This window comes from Stenotrophomonas sp. 220_Sma (assembly GCF_056487375.1).
The window spans coordinates 823,267-841,366 of the sequence record NZ_CM151348.1 but is presented as its reverse complement, the minus strand read 5'-3'; the positions used below and the strand labels follow the sequence as shown (position 1 = coordinate 841,366).

Annotated in this window: 18 protein-coding genes; 7 read left to right on the top strand and 11 right to left on the bottom strand. The window is 67.9% G+C overall.

Going from position 1 to position 18,100, the window contains the following annotated elements; genetic code table 11:
• Window positions 1-6: 6 nt before the first annotated feature.
• The 3 genes from ispE to ACZLIB_RS03920 are packed head-to-tail and all read right to left on the bottom strand — an operon-like array spanning window position 7 to window position 3,214.
• Entirely contained in the window at window positions 7-876 is an 870-nt protein-coding gene (gene ispE, locus ACZLIB_RS03930; RefSeq protein WP_478469223.1) for a 4-(cytidine 5'-diphospho)-2-C-methyl-D-erythritol kinase, read from the bottom strand.
• Window positions 873-1,532, bottom strand: coding sequence for a lipoprotein insertase outer membrane protein LolB (lolB, locus tag ACZLIB_RS03925; RefSeq protein ID WP_100437939.1), 660 nt, complete (start codon window positions 1,530-1,532; stop codon window positions 873-875). The genes ispE and lolB overlap by 4 nt, the downstream gene beginning before the upstream one ends.
• On the bottom strand, window positions 1,529-3,214 hold the full coding sequence (locus ACZLIB_RS03920; protein ID WP_195763241.1) for a tetratricopeptide repeat protein: 1,686 nt from the start codon (window positions 3,212-3,214) through the stop codon (window positions 1,529-1,531). Before ACZLIB_RS03920 ends, lolB begins: the two co-directional genes overlap by 4 nt.
• A 63-nt stretch (window positions 3,215-3,277) precedes the next feature.
• Between ACZLIB_RS03920 and hemA the strand changes: the two genes are divergently transcribed.
• From hemA to ppk2, 4 genes are read left to right on the top strand one after another with little or no spacing between them, the layout of a single operon-like run.
• Window positions 3,278-4,561 carry a glutamyl-tRNA reductase gene (gene hemA, locus ACZLIB_RS03915; protein ID WP_197631863.1) on the top strand — a complete coding sequence of 428 codons (1,284 nt, stop codon included), beginning with the start codon at window positions 3,278-3,280 and terminating at the stop codon, window positions 4,559-4,561.
• Window positions 4,539-5,621: a peptide chain release factor 1 gene (gene prfA / locus ACZLIB_RS03910; RefSeq protein WP_010481754.1), complete on the top strand. Its 1,083-nt coding sequence runs from the start codon at window positions 4,539-4,541 to the stop codon at window positions 5,619-5,621. Before hemA ends, prfA begins: the two co-directional genes overlap by 23 nt.
• Before the next feature lie 5 nt (window positions 5,622-5,626).
• Window positions 5,627-7,333: an O-linked N-acetylglucosamine transferase, SPINDLY family protein gene (locus tag ACZLIB_RS03905; protein ID WP_182267306.1), complete on the top strand. Its 1,707-nt coding sequence runs from the start codon at window positions 5,627-5,629 to the stop codon at window positions 7,331-7,333.
• A 46-nt stretch (window positions 7,334-7,379) separates the two neighbouring features.
• Window positions 7,380-8,162 (top strand): polyphosphate kinase 2, encoded by a 783-nt coding sequence (gene ppk2, locus ACZLIB_RS03900; protein ID WP_478469221.1) that lies wholly within the window; start codon window positions 7,380-7,382, stop codon window positions 8,160-8,162.
• Window positions 8,163-8,450: 288 nt separating this feature from the next.
• On the opposite strand, the gene ACZLIB_RS03895 is transcribed toward ppk2, so the two are convergent.
• Both ACZLIB_RS03895 and ACZLIB_RS03890 read right to left on the bottom strand, forming a co-directional pair.
• A complete protein-coding gene (locus tag ACZLIB_RS03895; protein WP_478469220.1) occupies window positions 8,451-9,020 on the bottom strand; it encodes a TlpA family protein disulfide reductase in 570 nt (189 codons plus the stop codon).
• Window positions 9,017-10,291, bottom strand: coding sequence for a YihY family inner membrane protein (locus ACZLIB_RS03890; protein WP_032130426.1), 1,275 nt, complete (start codon window positions 10,289-10,291; stop codon window positions 9,017-9,019). The genes ACZLIB_RS03895 and ACZLIB_RS03890 overlap by 4 nt, the downstream gene beginning before the upstream one ends.
• A 77-nt stretch (window positions 10,292-10,368) precedes the next feature.
• Between ACZLIB_RS03890 and wrbA the strand changes: the two genes are divergently transcribed.
• From wrbA to ACZLIB_RS03875, 3 genes are all read left to right on the top strand, one after another.
• Complete coding sequence (wrbA, locus tag ACZLIB_RS03885; RefSeq protein ID WP_012510135.1) at window positions 10,369-10,962, top strand: NAD(P)H:quinone oxidoreductase; 594 nt, start codon at window positions 10,369-10,371, stop codon at window positions 10,960-10,962.
• Window positions 10,959-11,294: a DUF2069 domain-containing protein gene (locus ACZLIB_RS03880; protein ID WP_049422884.1), complete on the top strand. Its 336-nt coding sequence runs from the start codon at window positions 10,959-10,961 to the stop codon at window positions 11,292-11,294. The genes wrbA and ACZLIB_RS03880 overlap by 4 nt, the downstream gene beginning before the upstream one ends.
• Before the next feature lie 79 nt (window positions 11,295-11,373).
• The gene (locus ACZLIB_RS03875) at window positions 11,374-11,859 is read left to right on the top strand and encodes an asparaginase domain-containing protein (protein WP_032130424.1); all 486 of its coding nucleotides are present in this window, start codon (window positions 11,374-11,376) and stop codon (window positions 11,857-11,859) included.
• A gap of 120 nt (window positions 11,860-11,979) precedes the next feature.
• Here ACZLIB_RS03875 and ACZLIB_RS03870 read toward each other — a convergent pair whose 3' ends face one another.
• The 6 genes from ACZLIB_RS03870 to sufT form a co-directional block, all read right to left on the bottom strand.
• Window positions 11,980-13,719 carry a S8 family peptidase gene (locus ACZLIB_RS03870; RefSeq protein WP_004144921.1) on the bottom strand — a complete coding sequence of 580 codons (1,740 nt, stop codon included), beginning with the start codon at window positions 13,717-13,719 and terminating at the stop codon, window positions 11,980-11,982.
• Between the two features lie 378 nt (window positions 13,720-14,097).
• Window positions 14,098-15,120: a M23 family metallopeptidase gene (locus tag ACZLIB_RS03865; RefSeq protein WP_164080373.1), complete on the bottom strand. Its 1,023-nt coding sequence runs from the start codon at window positions 15,118-15,120 to the stop codon at window positions 14,098-14,100.
• 1 nt (window position 15,121) lies between these two features.
• A complete protein-coding gene (locus ACZLIB_RS03860) occupies window positions 15,122-15,457 on the bottom strand; it encodes a transcriptional regulator (RefSeq protein ID WP_012510131.1) in 336 nt (111 codons plus the stop codon).
• Complete coding sequence (locus ACZLIB_RS03855) at window positions 15,454-16,110, bottom strand: hypothetical protein (RefSeq protein ID WP_049463522.1); 657 nt, start codon at window positions 16,108-16,110, stop codon at window positions 15,454-15,456. The genes ACZLIB_RS03860 and ACZLIB_RS03855 overlap by 4 nt, the downstream gene beginning before the upstream one ends.
• 173 nt (window positions 16,111-16,283) lie before the next feature.
• Window positions 16,284-17,378, bottom strand: coding sequence for a branched-chain amino acid aminotransferase (locus ACZLIB_RS03850; protein ID WP_010481775.1), 1,095 nt, complete (start codon window positions 17,376-17,378; stop codon window positions 16,284-16,286).
• Between the two features lie 59 nt (window positions 17,379-17,437).
• Window positions 17,438-17,989 carry a putative Fe-S cluster assembly protein SufT gene (sufT, locus tag ACZLIB_RS03845; protein WP_005415385.1) on the bottom strand — a complete coding sequence of 184 codons (552 nt, stop codon included), beginning with the start codon at window positions 17,987-17,989 and terminating at the stop codon, window positions 17,438-17,440.
• Window positions 17,990-18,100 lie beyond the last annotated feature (111 nt).

Sequence of the window (18,100 nt, the reverse complement as noted above, 5' to 3'; positions counted from 1 at the left end):
GATAAATCAGTGTTGCTCGAGTGCATCCAGCAGTGGCGAACGCGCAACGCCCGCTGCCACCCTTGCCCGCAACTCCTTCGGCAACTTCGACCGTCCCTGCTCTGCGGCAGACTGCGATGCGAACTCGACGAAACAACCACTTCCCGAACCGGTCAGCCGCGCCGTGCCGATGTCGCTCAACGCTGCGAACGCTGCCTCGACGGCAGGCTCACGGCGGCGCAGCACCGGTTCGAACGCGTTCCCGACCAGGGTTCCGGAAGCGAAGTCCTCTATTTTCGCCACTGGGCTGTCGCGCGTCAAATCCGGGTCTGCGAACAGGGCCGGGGTGGGAACATGAACGCCCGGTTCAACCACCACATACCAGGCCGGTTCCAGCTCGATCGGCTGCAGGCGCTCGCCCACCCCTTCGGCCCAGGCATTGCGCCCACGCACGAACACCGGCACGTCCGCACCCAGGCGCAGGCCCAGCGCGGCCAGCGCGTCCTCGTCCAGACCGGCCCGCCACAGGCGGTTCAGCACCACCAGCACGGTGGCGGCATCGGACGAACCGCCGCCGAAGCCACCACCGGCAGATACATGCTTTTCAACGATGATGTCCGCACCTTGCGCGACATTTGCCACTTCCTTGAGCAATCGCGCGGCACGCACCGCCAGATCATCGGCCTCGGCCACGCCAGCCAGCCCCTCGCCCTCACGGCGCACCTGGCCGTCTTCACGCAGGCGCAGGCCGATGCGGTCGCCCCAGTCCAGCAGCCGGAACACGGTCTGCAGCTCGTGGTAACCGTCGGCGCGGCGGCCGGTGATGTGCAGGAACAGGTTCAGCTTGGCCGGGGCCGGCCACCAGGACCAGCCCGCGTCGTCGACTGCCCCGCTCATGGCGCGCCCTGCCCCCACTGGTCCACCAGCAGGCGTACCTTGGCGTCGCCATTGCTAGCTTCGATCCGGCGCGGCAACGCCGGGCGCCCGGCCTCGGCCGGGTACCAGTCCAGGTACTGCACCTGCCAGCCCATCTGCTGCATGCGACGCGGCCGGCCTTCACCGTCGCGCTCGACCTTCTCCGGGCCAGCGGCGTCGCCGGCCACCAGGCCACGGATCCACTCCGGCAGCTGGTTGACCGGAATGTCCCAGCCGGTCGCCTCCAGCAGCAGCTGCTGGGCATCCTCGCCGTCACGCGGCCCGCCGGCCAGCCCTTCCAGGCGACCGGCTTCGGAATGGGTATCGCCGGTCAGCTTCCAGCTCTGCCGGGTCACCGGCGCGCTCAGCTCGATCACATAACGGCGCCCTTCCTGTTTCCAGTCGATGCGACCGCTGCCACCGTCCTTGCCCTTGCTGACCGCGACCCGGCCCTGGAAGGCCCAGTCCGGCTGTGCCTGCAGCGCGGCCACGCGTGCGGCCTCGGCCTGCGCCGCTTCGGCCGAAACGATCTCGACCACCGCCGGCGCCGGGGTCTTCTGCGTGCCCACGCTGGTGCAGGCGCTGACCGCCAGGGTCGCGGCCGCCAACAGCAGCGGCCGGATCAGGGAAACACTCATGGATTGAATTTCTCGCGGGCGCGCAGCAGCGCGCGGTTTTCAGGGTCGAGCTTGGCCGCTTCCTCGAAGAAATGACGGGCCTCATCGTGCTTGCCCAGCACCCACAGCACTTCGCCAACGTGCGAAGCGATCTCCGGGTCCTTGGCCAGGGTCCAGGCCCGGCGCAGCTGCACCAGTGCCTCTTCCTTGCGGCCCAGGCGATACAACACCCAGCCGTAGCTGTCGACGATGGCGGCGTTGTCCGGTTCGGCCACGCGGGCGCGGTCGATCAGCTCCAGTGCTTCCTGCAGGCGGCCGGTGCGGTCGGCCAGGGTGTAACCCAGCGCGTTCAAAGCCGGCACGTTCTCCGGTTCGGTCACCAGGATCTTGCGCAGATCGGCCTCGGCGCGCGGGATGTCGTCGCGGCGTTCCCAGGTGAGCGCTCGGGCGTACAGCAGGCCGTTGTCATCCGGGTAAGCGGCCAGGCCGCGGGCCAGCGCATCCAGTTCACCGGCGCTGTCGTCGGCGCGCTGGCGCAGTTCGGCTTCCAGCAGGTAGGCGTCGCGGCGCACGTCGTCGTCGACCACCGCATCGGACTGGATCGCATGCACTTCTTCCAGCGCCAGCGGCAGACGCCCGGCCAGGGCCTGGGCATTGGCCGCGCGCAGGCGCGCCTCGCTCAGCTCATCGCCACCGGGCACGCTGTGGTACCACTGCACCGCCTCGGGATAACGCTTCAGGTACTCGGCGATCTTGCCCAGCAGCAGGCGCTGCGCCGGGTCCGGCTTGGCCGCCTGCCGCGACAGTTCGTTGTAGAGATTGGACAGCGCGGCCTTGTCGCCCTGCTTGGCCAGCAGCGAGGCGCGCATGCCCCAGGTCTGCACGTCCTGCGGGCCGAACGCCAGCACGCGCTCGGCGGCGGACGGCTGGCCGAGACTGTCATAGGCAATGGCCACCGCATTGCGCAGTTCCGGGTCCTGGCGGGTCTTCGGCTCCACATCGTGCAGCAGCGACAACGCCTTGCCGGTCTCGCCAGCCTGCTGCAGCTGGCTGGCACGCAGCAGCGCCACACGTGGCTCTTCCGGGAAGCGCTTGACCACTTCATCGATCATGCGCCGGGCCAGCTCGGGCTTTTCCATGCGCAGGGCAAGGCGGCCAAACTCCTGCCAGGCTTCGATCTTCGGCGGAATGGCATTGGCGTCGACCAGCTCACCCAGCACCTGCGCGGGCACCGCCGGATCACGGCCGCCACCGATCAGTGCGGCCAGGGCGAACTTCCAGCCGCGCTCGTCGGGGTCGGCCAGCAGGCCCTGCAGTTCGGTGCGGGCCGCCTTCACATCGCCCTGGCGCATGGCCAGCGCACCGGCCGCACTGCGCATGGTCAACGAGCGCGGGGCGCGCTGCTGCCACAGGGCCAGGCCCTTGGCGGCGCTGGCATCATCGTTGGCGAGCATGGAAATGCGGGTCGCGCGCTCGGCCAGGCCGGCGTCGCCGTCGGTCTGCTGGGCCGCCTGCAGGTACCAGCGCGCGGCCTCGGCCAGCTTGCCGGCCTGCAGGGCGAACTCACCGGCCATCACCGGTTCCAGCGCCAGTTCCTCAGTGGCCGGGGCCCGTACGGGGGCCTTGGCCGGCACCGCCGCCAGGGCCTGGCTGCACGCCAGGGACAGCAGCAGAACACTGGGGATGCGAATCAATGCGGGCATCGTCGGCATCGGGGCCTTAAAATGTCGTCCAATGGCCAGCAGCTTATCGCAAGCAACTGAACAATGACCCTGTGGGTGCTCGGACTGAATCACCAGACCGCACCGGTGGAGCTGCGCGAGCGCGCGGCCTTCGCCGGTGAGGCGTTGCCGCGCGCGCTCGGTTCGCTGCGCGATACTCCGCAGATCGCCGAGGCGGTGCTGCTGTCCACCTGCAACCGCACCGAGCTGTACGCCGTGGCCGATTCGGCACAGGCGCTGGACCAGTGGCTGCACACCCAGGCCGGCGACCTGCAGGGCTACCTGTACCAGCACGCCGACGCCGAGGCCGTGCGCCACCTGTTCCGGGTCGCCACCGGGCTGGACTCGATGGTGCTGGGTGAACCGCAGATCCTCGGCCAGGTGAAGGATGCCTGGTCGACCGCGCGCGACCATGGCCTGCTCGGCCAACGCCTGGACCGCCTGTTCCAGCAGACCTTCTCGGTGGCCAAGCGTGCGCGCACCGATACCCAGGTCGGCGCCAACCCGGTATCGGTGGCGTCGGCGGCGGTGCGCCTGGCGCAGAACGCGTTCGCGCGGCTGGACGATTCCACCGTACTGCTGGTCGGTGCCGGCGAGACCATCGAACTGGCTGCACGACACCTGAGCGAAGGCAAGGTACGCCGGCTGCTGATCGCCAACCGCACCCTCGCCCACGCGCAGGAACTGGCCAGCCGACATGGTGGCGTGGCGCTGCCGCTGACCGAACTGGACCGCCACCTGGGTGAGGCCGACGTGGTGTTCTCGGCCACCGCTGCGCGCGAACCGGTGATCCATCGCGAAATGGTGGCCAAGGCCCTGCGCGCGCGCCGGCACAAGCCGATGCTGCTGTTCGACCTGGCCGTACCGCGCGACATCGAGGCCGAGGTCAGCACGCTCAACGACGCCTTCCTCTACACCGTGGACGATCTCGAACGCGCGGTGGAAGACAACCGCCGTGGCCGTCGCGAGGCCGCCGCCGAAGCCGAGGCGATCATCGACCTGCAGGTGTCGCGCTTCGTCGAGACCCAGCAGGCCAGCGCCCATCAGGCGCCGCTGCGGCAGCTGCGCGCGTTCGGCGAAGCCACCCGTGCCGAGCTGCTGGAGCGCGCACGCCAGCAACTGGCCAACGGCAAGCCGGCCGACGAAGTGCTGGAGCTGCTTGCCCACGGCCTGACCAACCGCCTGCTGCATCCGCCGACCGCCGCCCTGCGTGCGGCCGCGCTGAGTGGCGATGCCGACCTGACCCGCGCCGCCGAGCGCCTGTTCCCGGCCACGCCGGGTTACCGCCACCCACCCGTGAGACCCGATGACGCCGACCCTGCGCCGTAAGCTGGAAGCGCTGGCCGAGCGCCGCGAAGAACTGGAACGCCTGCTCGCCGAACCCGATGTGGTCGCCGACAACACTCGTTTCCGCGACCTTTCGCGCGAATTCGCCCAACTTGAACCGATCGCCATCGCCCTGGCCGATGAAGCCCGTGCCAAGGCCGATCTGGCCGCCGCCGAAGGCATGCGCGCCGACCCGGACCTGCGCGAGCTGGCCGATGAGGAAATCGCTGCTGCACAGGCGCGCCTGCAGGAACTGGAGCAGGAGCTGGCGCTGCTGCTGGTGCCGCGCGACCCGCGTGACGAAGGCAACCTGTTCCTGGAAGTGCGCGCCGGTACCGGCGGCGACGAGGCCGCGATCTTTGCCGGCGACCTGTTCCGCATGTACGCCCGCTACGCCGAGCGCCAGGGCTGGAAGGTCGAGATTGAATCGGACAGCCCGGGCGAGCATGGCGGCTACAAGGAAGTGGTGGCACGCGTGGTCGGGCGTGGCGCGTTCTCGCGCCTGAAGTTCGAATCGGGCACGCACCGCGTGCAACGCGTGCCGGCCACCGAATCGCAGGGCCGCATCCATACCTCGGCAGCCACCGTGGCGATCATTCCCGAGGCCGATGAGGTCGATGACATCGTCATCAACCCGGCCGACCTGAAGGTGGATACGTTCCGTTCGTCCGGTGCCGGCGGCCAGCACGTCAACAAGACCGAATCGGCCATCCGCATCACCCACGTGCCGACCGGCGTGGTGGTGGAATGCCAGACCGAGCGCAGCCAGCACGCCAACCGCGACAAGGCGATGAAGCGCCTGAAGGCACAGCTGCTCGATGCCGAGCGCCAGCGCCAGGACGCGGCGCAGGCCGAGTCGCGGCGCCTGCAGGTGGGCAGCGGTGACCGCAGCCAGCGCATCCGCACCTACAACTTCCCGCAGGGCCGGATCACCGACCACCGCGTGGAAGGCCTGACCCTGTACGACCTGCCCAACGTGCTGGCCGGCGACCTCGACCCGCTGCTGCAGCGGCTCAGCCACGAGCACCAGGTCGACGCCCTGGCCCAGTTGTCGGCGGGCTGAGTCGCATGTCGGCCTGGCAGCAGCGGCAGCACCTGCAACAGGCGATTGCACGCCAGCCGGGCGACTTCGTCGCCTGGGTGATGCTGGCGGACCTGGAACTGGAAGCCGGCGACATCGCCGCCGGCGAGCAGGCCGCGCGCCGTGCACTGCAGCTGCGCCCGAACCACCCTGAAGCGCTGGCGCGGCTGGGCCGCGTGGCCTGGATGGCCGGCGCGCATGCCGATGCGGCGAAACTGCTCGGCCAGGCCTCGGCGTTGGCCCCGCAGCACCCGGGCATTGCGCTGTGGCTGGGCCATGCGCTGGAAGATGCCGATGATGCCGAAGGCGCGGCGGCAGCCTATCGCCGTGCGCATGCACTGATGCCGGGCGAACCCTATATCGCCGCCCAGCGCCTGGCCTGGCAGCGTCGCCTGTGCGACTGGCAGGACGTGGACGCGCTGGCGGCACAGGTACGTGGTGCACTTGCCTCTGGGCAGGGCGTGGTCGAACCGTTCGCGTTCCTCAGCGAAGATGCCAGCGCAGCCGAGCAGTTGGCCTGCGCGCGTGCCCGTGCATCCGCCGTTGCCGCTTCAGTGCGGCCGTTGCCGCCAGTGAAGGTGCGTTCCCAGGGCCCGCTGCGGGTCGGCTTCCTTTCCAATGGTTTCGGCGCGCATCCCACCGGATTGTTGACCGTGGCCCTGTTCGAGCAGTTGCGTCATGACCCGGCGTTGCAGCTGCACCTGTTCGCGTTGAACCAGGATGACGGCAGCCGCATCCGCCAGCGCCTGCAGGTGGCCGCACAGCTGCATGATGTGGCCGCGCTGCGCCATGCAGACACTGCTGCACGCATCCGCGCACAGGGCATCGACCTGCTGTTCGACCTGCGCGGCTGGGGCGGCGGCGGTACGCCGGAAGTGCTGGCGATGCGCCCTGCCCCGCTGCAGTTGAACTGGCTGGCCTATCCCGGCACGTCCGGTGCGCCGTGGATGGATGCGGTGATCGGCGACAGCTTCGTTCTGCCGCCGTCACTGGAACCCCACTACAGCGAGCGCGTACTGCGCCTGCCGCGTGCGTTCCAGCCCTCGGACAACACCCGCTTGCTCGAACCGGCACCGTCCCGGGCCGAGTGCGGCCTGCCCGAACAGGGCGTGGTGTTCTGCTGCTTCAACAACAGCTACAAGCTCAATCCACGCAGCATGGGCCGCGCCTTCGCGGTGCTGCAGGCGGTACCCGGCAGCGTACTGTGGCTGCTGTCCGGTCCCGGCCAGGCCGACGCGCGCCTGCGCAGCGCCGCACAGGCCGCTGGCCTGGATCCGGCACGCCTGGTGTTCATGGCCAAGCTGCCACATCCGCAGTACCTGGCTCGCTATCCGCTGGCCGACCTGTTCCTCGACACGCATCCGTACAACGCGCACACCACCGCGTCCGACGCACTATGGGCCGGCTGCCCGGTGCTGACCTGCCCCGGCGACACCTTCGCCGCGCGCGTGGCCGGCAGCCTCAATCACCATCTGGGGCTGGCACGGATGAATGTCGCCGACGATGCGGCATTCATCGCCACCGCCAGCGTGCTGGGCAACGACCCGGCAGCATTGGCAGCGTTGCACGCCGAGCTGGCGCAGGCACGCGAGCGCAGTGGATTGTTCGACATGGCCAGCTTCGCCCGCGACCTGTCGGCGCTGCTGCAGCGACTGGCCGGCGAGCATGGCTGGCAGGGCCTCGACATCGCCTGAGCGATCCCTGCGCTACGCTCGGGCTCCCTCCCCGCGTGGTGTGATGATGGCCAAGCTCAAGCGCAAGGACTACGACGAACTGCTGCTGCCGCTGCAGCTGGAACTGACCGCGATGGCGCGCTGGGTGCAGCACAGCGGACAGCGCCTGCTGGTGCTGTTCGAAGGCCGTGATACCGCAGGTAAAGGCGGCGCGATCCAGGCCATCAGCCAGCACCTCAACCCGCGCCAGTGCCGGGTGGTCGCGCTGCCCAAGCCCACCGACCGCGAAGCCACGCAGTGGTACTTCCAGCGCTACGCCTCGCACTTGCCCGCCGCCGGCGAGATCGTGCTGATGGACCGCAGCTGGTACAACCGCGCAGGCGTCGAACGGGTGATGGGCTACTGCAGCGAGACCGAGTACCAGCAGTTCCTGCGCCAGGCGCCGGTGTTCGAACAGCTGCTGGTGGACGACGGCATCCTGCTGTTCAAGTACTGGCTGTGCGTGGACCAGGAGCAGCAGGAGAAGCGCTTCGCCGAGCGCCATCTCGATCCGCTGAAGGGCTGGAAGCTCTCCCCGGTGGACCTGAAATCCCGCAGCAAGTACAGCGCCTACACCGAGGCGCGCGAGGCGATGCTGCGCGCGACGCATCGGGAGGCGGCACCGTGGACACTGGTGGATTTCAACGACCAGCGGCTCGGCCGGCTGACGCTGGTGCGCAACCTGCTGGACCGGTTGCCGGACACGCGCGTGGATGCACCGTTGCCGGAGCTGCCGAAGCTGAAGGGCAATCTGCATCGCGAGCACTACGATGTGCTGAAGCCGATCGAGGACTTCCCGGTCGAGGATTAGGGTGGGTCGGCAGGGCCTGCGGCCCTGCACCTGCTCAACGCAACGGCAACGGCAACGGCAACGGCAACAGCGGGCTATCCGCGGGATGGCGGGGCGGTGTGGGTCCGGTTGCGGGGGCGTGAGCCGCATGGATGCGGCGACCGAGCTTACATGGACGTACTTGCAGCGGCCCCCGCAACCGGCCCCACCCCGCCATCCCTCAGGAGACCCGCCTTTGCTTCGGCTGTTGCCGTTGCTGTTGCTCTGGCCTCCACGGGTGCAGGGCCGCAGGCCCTGCCGACCAACCCACTACTTTGCGCTGGCGATCTGCTTTTCGATGTCGGCGGCCGTCACCGGGCCAAGGAAGGTGTGCGCCAGCTTGCCCTGCGGATCCAGCAGATGCGTCAACGGCAGGCCACGCGGCGTGGCGAAGTCCGCCGGCGGATCGAACGGGTCCACGATCACGATCGGATAGGTCACCGGGTGCTTGGTCAGGAACGACTGCATCTCCGGCACCTCGATATCCTCATAGGCCAGGCCAACCACCTCGATGTTGCTGCGCATCGCATGCAGCGCCGACAGCTCCGGCATCTCCTTGCGGCACGGGGCACACCAGGTCGCCCAGAAATTCACGATCACCCACTTGCCGCGGTGCGTGGCCAGGTCGTAGTCGCTGCCATCCACCGCCTTCATCCTCAGCGTCGGGAACTCGGCAGTGGTGCGCTCGGCCGGGGTCTCTTCGACCGGTGCCGGTGTGGTCGGCGTCGGTGCCTGTGCTGGCGGCTGGCTGCTGGCGGGGGTCGGCTCCTGGGCCGGTTTGCAGGCCGACAGCGCCAGCAACAGGGCCAGCGGGAGCAGCAACGGGGTCTTGCGGGTCATGGCATGTCTCCGGAATCGGTGTAGATATCGCTGACCTTGCGCTTCAGGCGTTCGCGCAGGGGCAGCCGCAGATCGTCCAGTGCCGCCAGCGCAGCACGGCCCAGTGTGTCGTCGCGGTATGGCAGATGCTGCTCGGCTACCGGAATGCGCAACTGGGTACATTCGTACAGATCGGCCAGGCTGACCTGGTCCAGGTCGCGCGAGAGCAGCCATTCGCCACGTTCATCGCGGCGCAGCAGGCCGATCTCCTGCAGGTTGCAGGCCAGGTCCTGCAGCAGCGAATCGGTCAGCATCGGCTCCAGCCGCAGGATTTCATCATCGGCCAGGCCCTTGCCCTTGGCTCGGGCATGGTGGAAGCGGCCGAGCAGGCGCAGCAGGCCATAGAACTCGTAGCCCTGCGGCAGGCGCAGTTCCACCGGCTGGTAGCGGAAGGCGGCCATCGACGAGGACAGCGACGCGCCCAGCAGCACCGCCACCCAGCACAGGTAGATCCACAGCAGCAGGATCGGCACGAAGGCGACCGTGCCGTAGAGCTTCTGGTAGGACTGGAAGCTGCCCAGGTAGGCGCCGATGCCCCATTTCACCAGTTCCAGGATGACCGCCGCGAGAATCGCGCCGGGCACCGCGTGCCGCCATTTCACGGTGTGGTGCGGCACCACCCGGAACATCAGCGTGATGCAGACGAACTCGATCAGGATCGGCGCCAGCCGCAGCGCGAACTCGGCCAGCCAGCGGCCCTCCTGGGTGCCGAACAGTGGCATCGCGAACACCCGCGCCGACACCGCCAGCGAAGCGGCAGCGAGCATTGCGCCCAGGGTCAGCACGGTCCAGTAGACCAGGAAGCGGGTCAGCTTGGGCCGGGTCGAGCCAACCCGCCAGATCTGGTTGAAGGTCTCTTCAACGCTGTTGAGGGTGATCAGCAACGAGACCACCAGTGCGATGAAGCCGGCAGCCGTGAGCTGCCCGGCACTGGCCGAGAACTGCCGCAGGTAGCCTTCGGCCGCACGCGCGGCGTTGGGCACGAAGTTGGAGAAGACGTAATCGCTGAGCTGGTCACTCCAGCGGTCGAAGACAGGGAAGGCCGAGAGCACGCCGAACACCACGATGGCCAGCGGCACCAGCGCGAACACCGTGGTGTAGGCCAGCGCCGCCGCTGCCTGGAACAGGCGGTCGTCGAGGAAGCGATGCCACAGGAAGCGGCCGAAGCTGATGGCGCGTGCGCGATCCCGCGCGCGCTCCATCCACAGGTTGAGCGTATCCAAAGGTTCCATCGGCGAAAGGGTACCCGATGCGGAATGCTCGCAGGATAGCCATACTGGTGGCCACACGACGAGGAGAAGCGGGCACGATGGGCGAGATTCTGGTGCTGTACTACAGCCGGGGCGGTTCAGTGGCACGGCTGGCGCGCCAGATCGCGCGGGGCATCGGCGAAGTGCCGGGCATGACCGCGCGCCTGCGCACAGTGCCGCCGGTGGCCGCCGTGACCCAGACCGCACAACCTCCGGTCCCCGACGATGGTGCCCCCTACGTGAGCGTGCAGGACCTGGTCGAATGCCAGGGCCTGCTGCTTGGCAGCCCCACCCGCTTCGGCAACATGGCGGCGCCGGTCAAGCATTTCCTGGACGGGCTCGGCGCCGAATGGGTCAACGGCACTCTCTCCGGCAAGCCGGCCGGCGTATTCACCTCCACCGCCTCGATGCATGGCGGCCAGGAATCGACCCTGCTGTCGATGCAGGTGCCGTTGCTGCACCATGGCTGCGTGATCGTCGGCATCCCGTTCACCGAACCGGCGCTGAGTCACACCACCAGTGGCGGCACGCCGTATGGCGCCAGCCACGTCGCCGGCGCCGCCGACGACCCGCAGCCGACCGACGATGAAGCCGTGCTGGCGCGCGCGCTGGGCCGCCGGGTGGCCGACATCGCGCAGCGGTTGGCCCGATGAGCGCCGCGCCGCGCACGGCCCTGCTGCTGGCCCTGATGGGGCTGGCCGCGCTGTTCGCCGGCTGGTTCATCAATGACAAGCACTGGCTGGCCACCCAGCTGGTGTTCACCGCGCCGCCGCTGGCGTTGGCCGTTGCCCTGCGACTGGGCTGGCGCAAGGCCGGTTTCTGGGCCTCGGTGCTGGCCCTGGGCTGGTTCAGCCACGGGGTGATGAGTGCCTGGAGCCACCCGGAAACACGCTGGCTGGCGCTGATCGAGATCGCGCTGGCCCTGCTGGTGATCTTCAGCGCCAGCCTCCCCGGGCTGCGCGCCCGCTTCGGCAAGCGACGCTGACGCTGCGCCCGCCGGGCCGTATCATCTGTGTTCCTGGCCCCGCGCCGCTGTACCTGTCCTGGTTTCGCGCATGCACATGATGGAAGAGCTCCTGGTCGTCACCACCGGTGGCACGATCGACAAGATCTACTTCGACGACAAGTCGGACTACCAGATCGGCGACCCCCAGATCGGCATGATCCTGCGCGAGCTGGGCGTGACGTTCCGCTTCAACGTGATTCCGATCCTGCGCAAGGATTCGCTGCACATCAACGATGAGGACCGCGAACTGATCCGCGCCACCATCGCCGCGCAGCCGACCCGCCACGTGCTGGTGACCCACGGCACCGATTCGATGGTGCAGACCGGCCAGGTGCTGGCGACGATCCCGGACAAGACCATCGTGATGACCGGCGCGCTGAGCCCGGCGCGTTTCCGCGGCTCGGATGCGGAGTTCAACATCGGCTGCGCGATCGGTGCGGTGCAGTCGCTGCCGAGCGGCGTGTACATCGCGATGAACGGGCGGATTTTCGACCCGCAGCACGTGCGCAAGAACGTGGCCGCGAACCGCTTCGAATCGGTCTGAGGAACAGCGTGCCGACCAAGGTCGGCACCTACCACGACGCGGCGGCTCGTATCACCGCGCGTCCCCATGCAAAAACGCCCCGGCCGGAGCCGGGGCGTGCCCATGGAGAGGGGCTTGGGCTCAGTACTGGGCGTTGAGAGTCAGGCCCGAGAAGGTGCTGTAGGCCTTCACCCGCACATACCACGTGCCGGCAGCCGGACTGTTGATGGTGCAGGTCTCGCTGTTGCCGCTCAGGTACGGGCGGCAGGTGTAGGCGGTATCGGTCGGGGCACTGCCCTGGCGCACGTACAGGTCGGCATCACCGCTGCCGCCACTGATCGCCACGCGCAGCTGGGTGCTGCCGGCCGGAACGTTCACGGTGTAACTCAGCGAAGCGCCGCTGGCAGCGCCGAGGCCGGTGACCGGAACGTTGTTCTGCAGGACGTTGCCACCCGGGTTCGGGCCGCCACCGTTGATCGCCGCAGCCACGGCCGCGTCGGCGTCGATGATGCCGGCGCCGCAGCCGCCCGAGCAGGCGCCCGGCAGCGGACGTGCAGTGCTCTTGATGATGCTCTCCACCTGCGCCGGGCTCAGCGGGCTCGGGGCTACGGACTGCATCAGCGCGACCACGCCGGCCACGTGCGGTGCCGCCATCGAGGTGCCGTTGTACGAAGCGTAGCTGGCACTGCCCGGGGTGGTGGTGCCGCTGTTGAGGGTGGACAGGATGCCCTGGCCCGGTGCCGAGATGTCGATGCCGTTGCCATAGTTGGAGAAGCTGGCACGCGCACCGGCCGAGGTGGTGGCCGCCACTGCGATCACGTTCGGGCAGTTGGCCGGCACCGACGAGGACACGTTGGTGTTGCTGTTGCCGGCGGCGACCACCACGGTGGTGCCACGCCCGACAGCGCCATTGATCGCGTTCTGGTAGGTGGTCGAGCAGCTGCCGCCGCCGCCCAGCGAGAGGTTGATGACCTCGGCCGGATTGGCATTGGCCGGCACGCCGCTGACGCTGCCGCCGGACGCCCACACGATCGCGTCGGCAATGTCGGAGGTGTAACCGCCGCACTTGCCGAGCACGCGCACCGGCACGACCTTGGCGTTGAACGCAGTACCTGCCACGCCGGTGCTGTTGTTGGTCACCGCCGCTACCGTGCCGGCCACGTGGGTGCCGTGCCAGCTGGAGTTCGAACCCGGGTAGCCCGCCTGGCACTCGTTGTCGCCGTACCAGTCGCCCTCATCGTTCGGGTTGTTGTCGCGGCCGTTGCCGTCGCGCGCCATCGCCGCATCACTGATGAAGTCGTAGCCCGGCAGGATGTTGGCATTGAGGTCGGCGTGATTGGTGATGCCGGTGTCGATCACCGCCACGACCACACCGGTGCCGGTGGCCTTGTCCCAGGCCGGCCGGATGTTGATGCCGGCATTGGAGGTGCCGAAGCCCCATTGCTCGCTGAAGCGGGTGTCGTTCGGGGTCAGGGTGGCACGCATGATCTGGTCGACTTCAACGTATTCCACGTTCGGGTCGGCGGCCAGCTTGCGCATCAGCTGCTCGGATTCGGCCTGGTCGAGCGGACGATCGGTCTTGACCAGGGTCGGGCCGACGGCCAGCTTGCGGACCTGCTGCAGGCCCAGCGCGCGGCCCTGGCTGCTGGCCAGGCCGGCGGCGGCACTCTTCAGCGAAGAGGCCAGTGCGGTGGTGTTGGCCACCGGCGCACTGCCGTCGCGGTACTTCACGATGAAACGCTGGTGGGTCTGTGCGGACTGCAGGCCGCTGAGCTGGACATCACCGGCCAGCGCAGGCGTGGCCAGCAGCAGCGATGACAGAACGGACGCACCAAGGACCACCCACACTCGACGCACACGCGGTTGCGTTACCTGGGACATCGTATTTCCCTTTCTTGTGGTGTGAATGCCGGAATCGGCAGAAGCACCGGCCCGAACCCTGGGCTGGCTTGCGTTGGCGAGGTTCGAAGTCCGGCGAGCCAGCGGATCCCCCTAACGATCCGCCGTGCAGATGACGCTAATGACCAAAACCGGACACCACAAGATTTTCAGCGTCTTTTCAGCAAGATGAAATGTTCGTTCTGAGACTTTTCGGGTCGAGGGTTTGTGAAGGTGAAGGAACTTTCTCCTGCCCTGCACGCACCTGACTGGGTCATCACGTGTCCTGCGATGACTTTGCCGACATCGGCGTCCACTGCTGACACCAACGAAGGCGCAGTGTGCCCGCGGCGTGCCTGCCCATCGCGTCGGACGCGCTGACTACTTTGCCTGAGGGAGGCGCGCCGGCCGGATCCGCTGACCTTTGACCGGCTCGCCACGTGCAACCGGCTGGCCATCGGCCACGTAACCGGAGAACTGTGCCGGCAGCGCTTCGCCGACACCGAACACGGGCCCGGCCTGCAGCTGGTAGTGCAGGTGCGGCTCGGAGGAGTTGCCGCTGTTGCCACAGTCACCGAGGTGCGCGCCGCTGCGGACAGCCTGTCCCTGCGCCACACGCACACTGCCCTGGCGCAGGTGCGCCAGCACCGAGTATTCCTCGTTGCCGTGGTCGAGGATGACGCGGTTACCGGTGAGCTGGGCGGCATTCATCTGGCCCGGCACGTTGTCGGCGACACCCTCGATCACCTCCACCACCGTGCCGTCGGCGGGCGCGAGGATCGGGCGACCGAAGCAGTAGTAATCATCGTTGCGCAGGCCATCGCCACGGTGCGACCGGCCATCGCGGACCACCAGCAGATCCAGCGCGAAGCGCTGGCCGGCATGGGCCGCATGGTAGTTCTGTTCGACACTGCGCCCGCCCCAGAACACGAAGTACTCATCGTCGAACGGCAGTTGCAGCCGTGTGCGGGTCTGGTAGTCGAGGAACCCGCTCGCTGCGGCCTGCGGCGGCGTGGTCTGTAGCGGGCGGATGTAGAAGCCGCCAATCCGCCCGTCGGCATCGATGGCCCACAGCACCTGGATCAGGTCCGGGCTCCTGGCGAAGCGCGCCTGCCGCAGATAGGTGTCGAATCCATCAACCTTCTCGACCTTCTCACTGACCAGCTCGGTTTCTGCGCCCCAGCCCGCCAGCACCTGCTCGCGCAGCGCCACCAGGTTCTGCGGGGACTGCAGCCCCGCCTGCATCTGCGGCGTCATCCGTTCCCACAGTGCGTCGATGTGCCCTTCGTAGAACTGCGTGGTCAGCGCAGCTCCCTGTTGGCGCGGATCTGCAGCCGCAGCCGCGCCGATGAGGGCAGAGAAGGAAACAACCAGAACTGCAAACAGGCGCGGGAGCAATGTCATGTCAGGCGTCCTTTCGATCCGGATCGGGAATGCCGGCAACGATCGCCGCCAGCTGTGTGCGGTACTCGGCCAGGGCAGTGCGGCCCATCGGCGTCAACTGCAGGGTGGTCAGCGGGCGCTTGCCGCGGAACGACTTGTCGATGGCGACCAGTCCAGCAGCCTCCAGCTTGCTCAGATGGCTGGACAGGTTGCCCTTGCTCAACCCGCTGAGATGTTCGACAAAACCGAACTCGGCCGATTCGGCACCTGCCAGGATCGACAGGATCAGCAGGCGTGCCGGCTCGTGGATCAAGCGGTCGAGCTGGAGCAGCGCTCTGGAGTCAGGCAGCTGGGTCATTCGGCGTTCGTCCGCGCCGCCATGAACGCGCGCATCTCTACCTGCAGCCGGTGGAAGCGCTGGTGGTCACGCCAGCCGACCACGATCAGTGCGATGGATGCCAGCGGGAACACCGCCGTGCTCGGGCCGAAGCCATACGTCTGCCCGGTGAAGGCCAGCGCGGCCTGGCACAACAGGAACACGCCCACGATGAACTCCAGCGGTGTACGCAGCCAGCGCCACACCACCCAGGGCAGCAGCGCTACCACGGCCAGGTAACCGATGGCGCGCAGGTCCCAGGGCAGCTCGCCCATCGGCGCCAGCCGGGTCAGCACGCTGCCGATCACCAGCACGCTTACCAGCGCGGTGAAGGCAATGAAGAAGCGCTGGAAATTGCGCTCGACCGGCGTGACCTGCTCCTCGACCTGGCCCAGCCGCTGGTAGTAACGGCGTGCCAGCCATTGCTTGCCGACGATCCACAGCACCGGCACGGCAATCAGCACGATGCGCAGCGCCAGGGTGGTCGGCAGCAGCGCGCCGGCAAGGAACGAGGCCAGGCAGGCAATGCCGCCTGCCATCGCCGACAGGCCCCCGGCACTTCGCGAGTACCGCGAATATTCACGGGTCAGCGCCTGCAGGCGCGAGGAAGGATCAATGACGGACGGCTGCTGCATGACACGCTCCATCGGGGTCGCTTGAATTTAGTTTGCAGTGCAAACCTATTTGCGTCAAGCGCCGCCTGCTGCGGTCGACGGGCGGGCCCACAACGCAGAAAGCCCGTCACTGGGACGGGCTTTCAAGAAGCGCCGCCGGGCATGGCCCGGCGCTACCGGTTCAACGCGGGCGATCAGCCCAGCTTGACCAGCCAGTTGTGGCGGTCCGGCAGGCGGCCGTACTGGATGTCGGTCAGTTCCTTGCGCAGCGACATGGTCACTTCGCCGGCCGGTGCGTTGATGTCGCCCACCGAGAAGCCTTCGCCCTTCAGCTGGCCGATCGGGGTGACCACCGCCGCGGTACCGCAGGCGAACACTTCGGCGATCTCGCCGGAGGCAACGCCGTCCTTCCACTCGTCGATGCTGACCTTGCGCTCTTCGACCTTCATGCCGCGGTCGCGGGCCAGCTGCAGGATGCTCTCGCGGGTGATGCCTTCGAGGATGCTGCCCGACAGCTGCGGGGTAACCAGCGTGCCGTCCTTGTAGACCAGGAACACGTTCATGCCACCCAGTTCTTCCAGGTACTTGCCCTCGACCGGGTCGAGGAACAGCACCTGCGAGCAGCCCTGTGCCTGCGCCTTCTGCTGCGGCAGCAGCGAAGCCGCGTAGTTGCCACCGCACTTGGCGGCACCGGTGCCGCCCTTGGCTGCACGTGCGTATTCGGTGGACAGCCAGATCGACACCGGGGCGACACCCTTGGCGAAGTACGGGCCGGCCGGGCTGGCGATGACGTAGTAGCCGGCCTTGTGCGCGCCGCGCACGCCGAGGAAAGCTTCGTCGCCGATCATGAACGGACGGAAGTACAGGCTCGACTCATCGGCCGACGGCACCCAGGCGCTGTCGACGGCGATCAGCTGCTTCAGCGATTCAACGAAGATCTCCACCGGCAGTTCCGGCAGCGCCAGGCGCTGCGCCGAACGCTGCAGGCGACGGCCGTTGGCATCCGGGCGGAAGGTCCAGATCGAACCGTCGGCATGGCGGTAGGCCTTGATGCCCTCGAAGATTTCCTGGCCGTAGTGCAGCACGGCCGCGGCCGGGTCCAGCTGCAGCGGACCGTAGGCGCGCACGTTGGCGTTGTGCCAGCCGGTGTCCTTGTCCCAGCGCACTTCCACCATGTGGTCGGTGAAGTGCAGGCCGAAACCCGGCTTCTCCAGGATCTGGGCGCGCTCTTCAGCGCTGCGCGGGTGGTCCGAACGGGTGACGGCGAAGCTGGGAATGGACTGGGACACCGGAGATTTCCTGTTCTGGTTGCGGGTAATGCCCGGCCCGCGTCACTGCGGGCCGTGGGTCAAAGCATGCCGGTCTCGAGCCGGGCCGCCTCGGACATCATGTGCTGGTTCCACGGCGGGTCGAACACCAGGTCGACGTCGGCCTCGGCCACCGTCGGGATCATTTCGAGCTTGCTGCGCACGTCGTCGACCAGGATCTCACCCATGCCGCAACCCGGTGCGGTCAGGGTCATCTTCACGTCGATCTCGCGCTTGCCTTCGTCCAGGTGCTTGATCTCGACCTCGTAAACCAGGCCCAGTTCGACGATGTTCACCGGAATTTCCGGATCAAAGCAGGTGCGCAGCTGCTGCCACACCAGCTGTTCCACCTGTTCATCGGTGGCGTCAGCCGGCAGCTCGAGCGGTGCCGGTGCCTCCTTGCCGATGGCGTCGCCGTCCTTGCCGGCGATGCGGAACAGGTTGCCCTCGACGAACACCGAATAACTGCCGCCCAGCGCCTGGGTGATGTACCCATAGCTGCCGGCGGGCAGGGTCACGGTGTCGCCCTGCGGGACCATCACGGCCTCGCAATCGCGTTCGAAGTGGACAGGTTCGCTGCTACGGGAATACATGGGGACCGATATGGGGCCGTGGCCAAGGCCACGCAAGACGGCATTCTAGCCCAGCCGCCCTGCCGCCGCCGGTGCACTGCGGCAAACCACAGTATCCTGTGGGTGATCTTC

Excerpts from the sequence above, each read along its gene's own strand:
- ispE (WP_478469223.1), bottom strand. The coding sequence starts at position 876 with ATGAGCGGGGCAGTCGACGACGCGGGCTGGTCCTGGTGGCCGGCCCCG.
- lolB (WP_100437939.1), bottom strand. The coding sequence starts at position 1,532 with ATGAGTGTTTCCCTGATCCGGCCGCTGCTGTTGGCGGCCGCGACCCTG.
- ACZLIB_RS03920 (WP_195763241.1), bottom strand. The coding sequence starts at position 3,214 with ATGCCCGCATTGATTCGCATCCCCAGTGTTCTGCTGCTGTCCCTGGCG.
- hemA (WP_197631863.1), top strand. The coding sequence starts at position 3,278 with ATGACCCTGTGGGTGCTCGGACTGAATCACCAGACCGCACCGGTGGAG.
- prfA (WP_010481754.1), top strand. The coding sequence starts at position 4,539 with ATGACGCCGACCCTGCGCCGTAAGCTGGAAGCGCTGGCCGAGCGCCGC.
- ACZLIB_RS03905 (WP_182267306.1), top strand. The coding sequence starts at position 5,627 with ATGTCGGCCTGGCAGCAGCGGCAGCACCTGCAACAGGCGATTGCACGC.
- ppk2 (WP_478469221.1), top strand. The coding sequence starts at position 7,380 with ATGGCCAAGCTCAAGCGCAAGGACTACGACGAACTGCTGCTGCCGCTG.
- ACZLIB_RS03895 (WP_478469220.1), bottom strand. The coding sequence starts at position 9,020 with ATGACCCGCAAGACCCCGTTGCTGCTCCCGCTGGCCCTGTTGCTGGCG.
- ACZLIB_RS03890 (WP_032130426.1), bottom strand. The coding sequence starts at position 10,291 with ATGGAACCTTTGGATACGCTCAACCTGTGGATGGAGCGCGCGCGGGAT.
- wrbA (WP_012510135.1), top strand. The coding sequence starts at position 10,369 with ATGGGCGAGATTCTGGTGCTGTACTACAGCCGGGGCGGTTCAGTGGCA.
- ACZLIB_RS03880 (WP_049422884.1), top strand. The coding sequence starts at position 10,959 with ATGAGCGCCGCGCCGCGCACGGCCCTGCTGCTGGCCCTGATGGGGCTG.
- ACZLIB_RS03875 (WP_032130424.1), top strand. The coding sequence starts at position 11,374 with ATGGAAGAGCTCCTGGTCGTCACCACCGGTGGCACGATCGACAAGATC.
- ACZLIB_RS03870 (WP_004144921.1), bottom strand. The coding sequence starts at position 13,719 with ATGTCCCAGGTAACGCAACCGCGTGTGCGTCGAGTGTGGGTGGTCCTT.
- ACZLIB_RS03865 (WP_164080373.1), bottom strand. The coding sequence starts at position 15,120 with ATGACATTGCTCCCGCGCCTGTTTGCAGTTCTGGTTGTTTCCTTCTCT.
- ACZLIB_RS03860 (WP_012510131.1), bottom strand. The coding sequence starts at position 15,457 with ATGACCCAGCTGCCTGACTCCAGAGCGCTGCTCCAGCTCGACCGCTTG.
- ACZLIB_RS03855 (WP_049463522.1), bottom strand. The coding sequence starts at position 16,110 with ATGCAGCAGCCGTCCGTCATTGATCCTTCCTCGCGCCTGCAGGCGCTG.
- sufT (WP_005415385.1), bottom strand. The coding sequence starts at position 17,989 with ATGTATTCCCGTAGCAGCGAACCTGTCCACTTCGAACGCGATTGCGAG.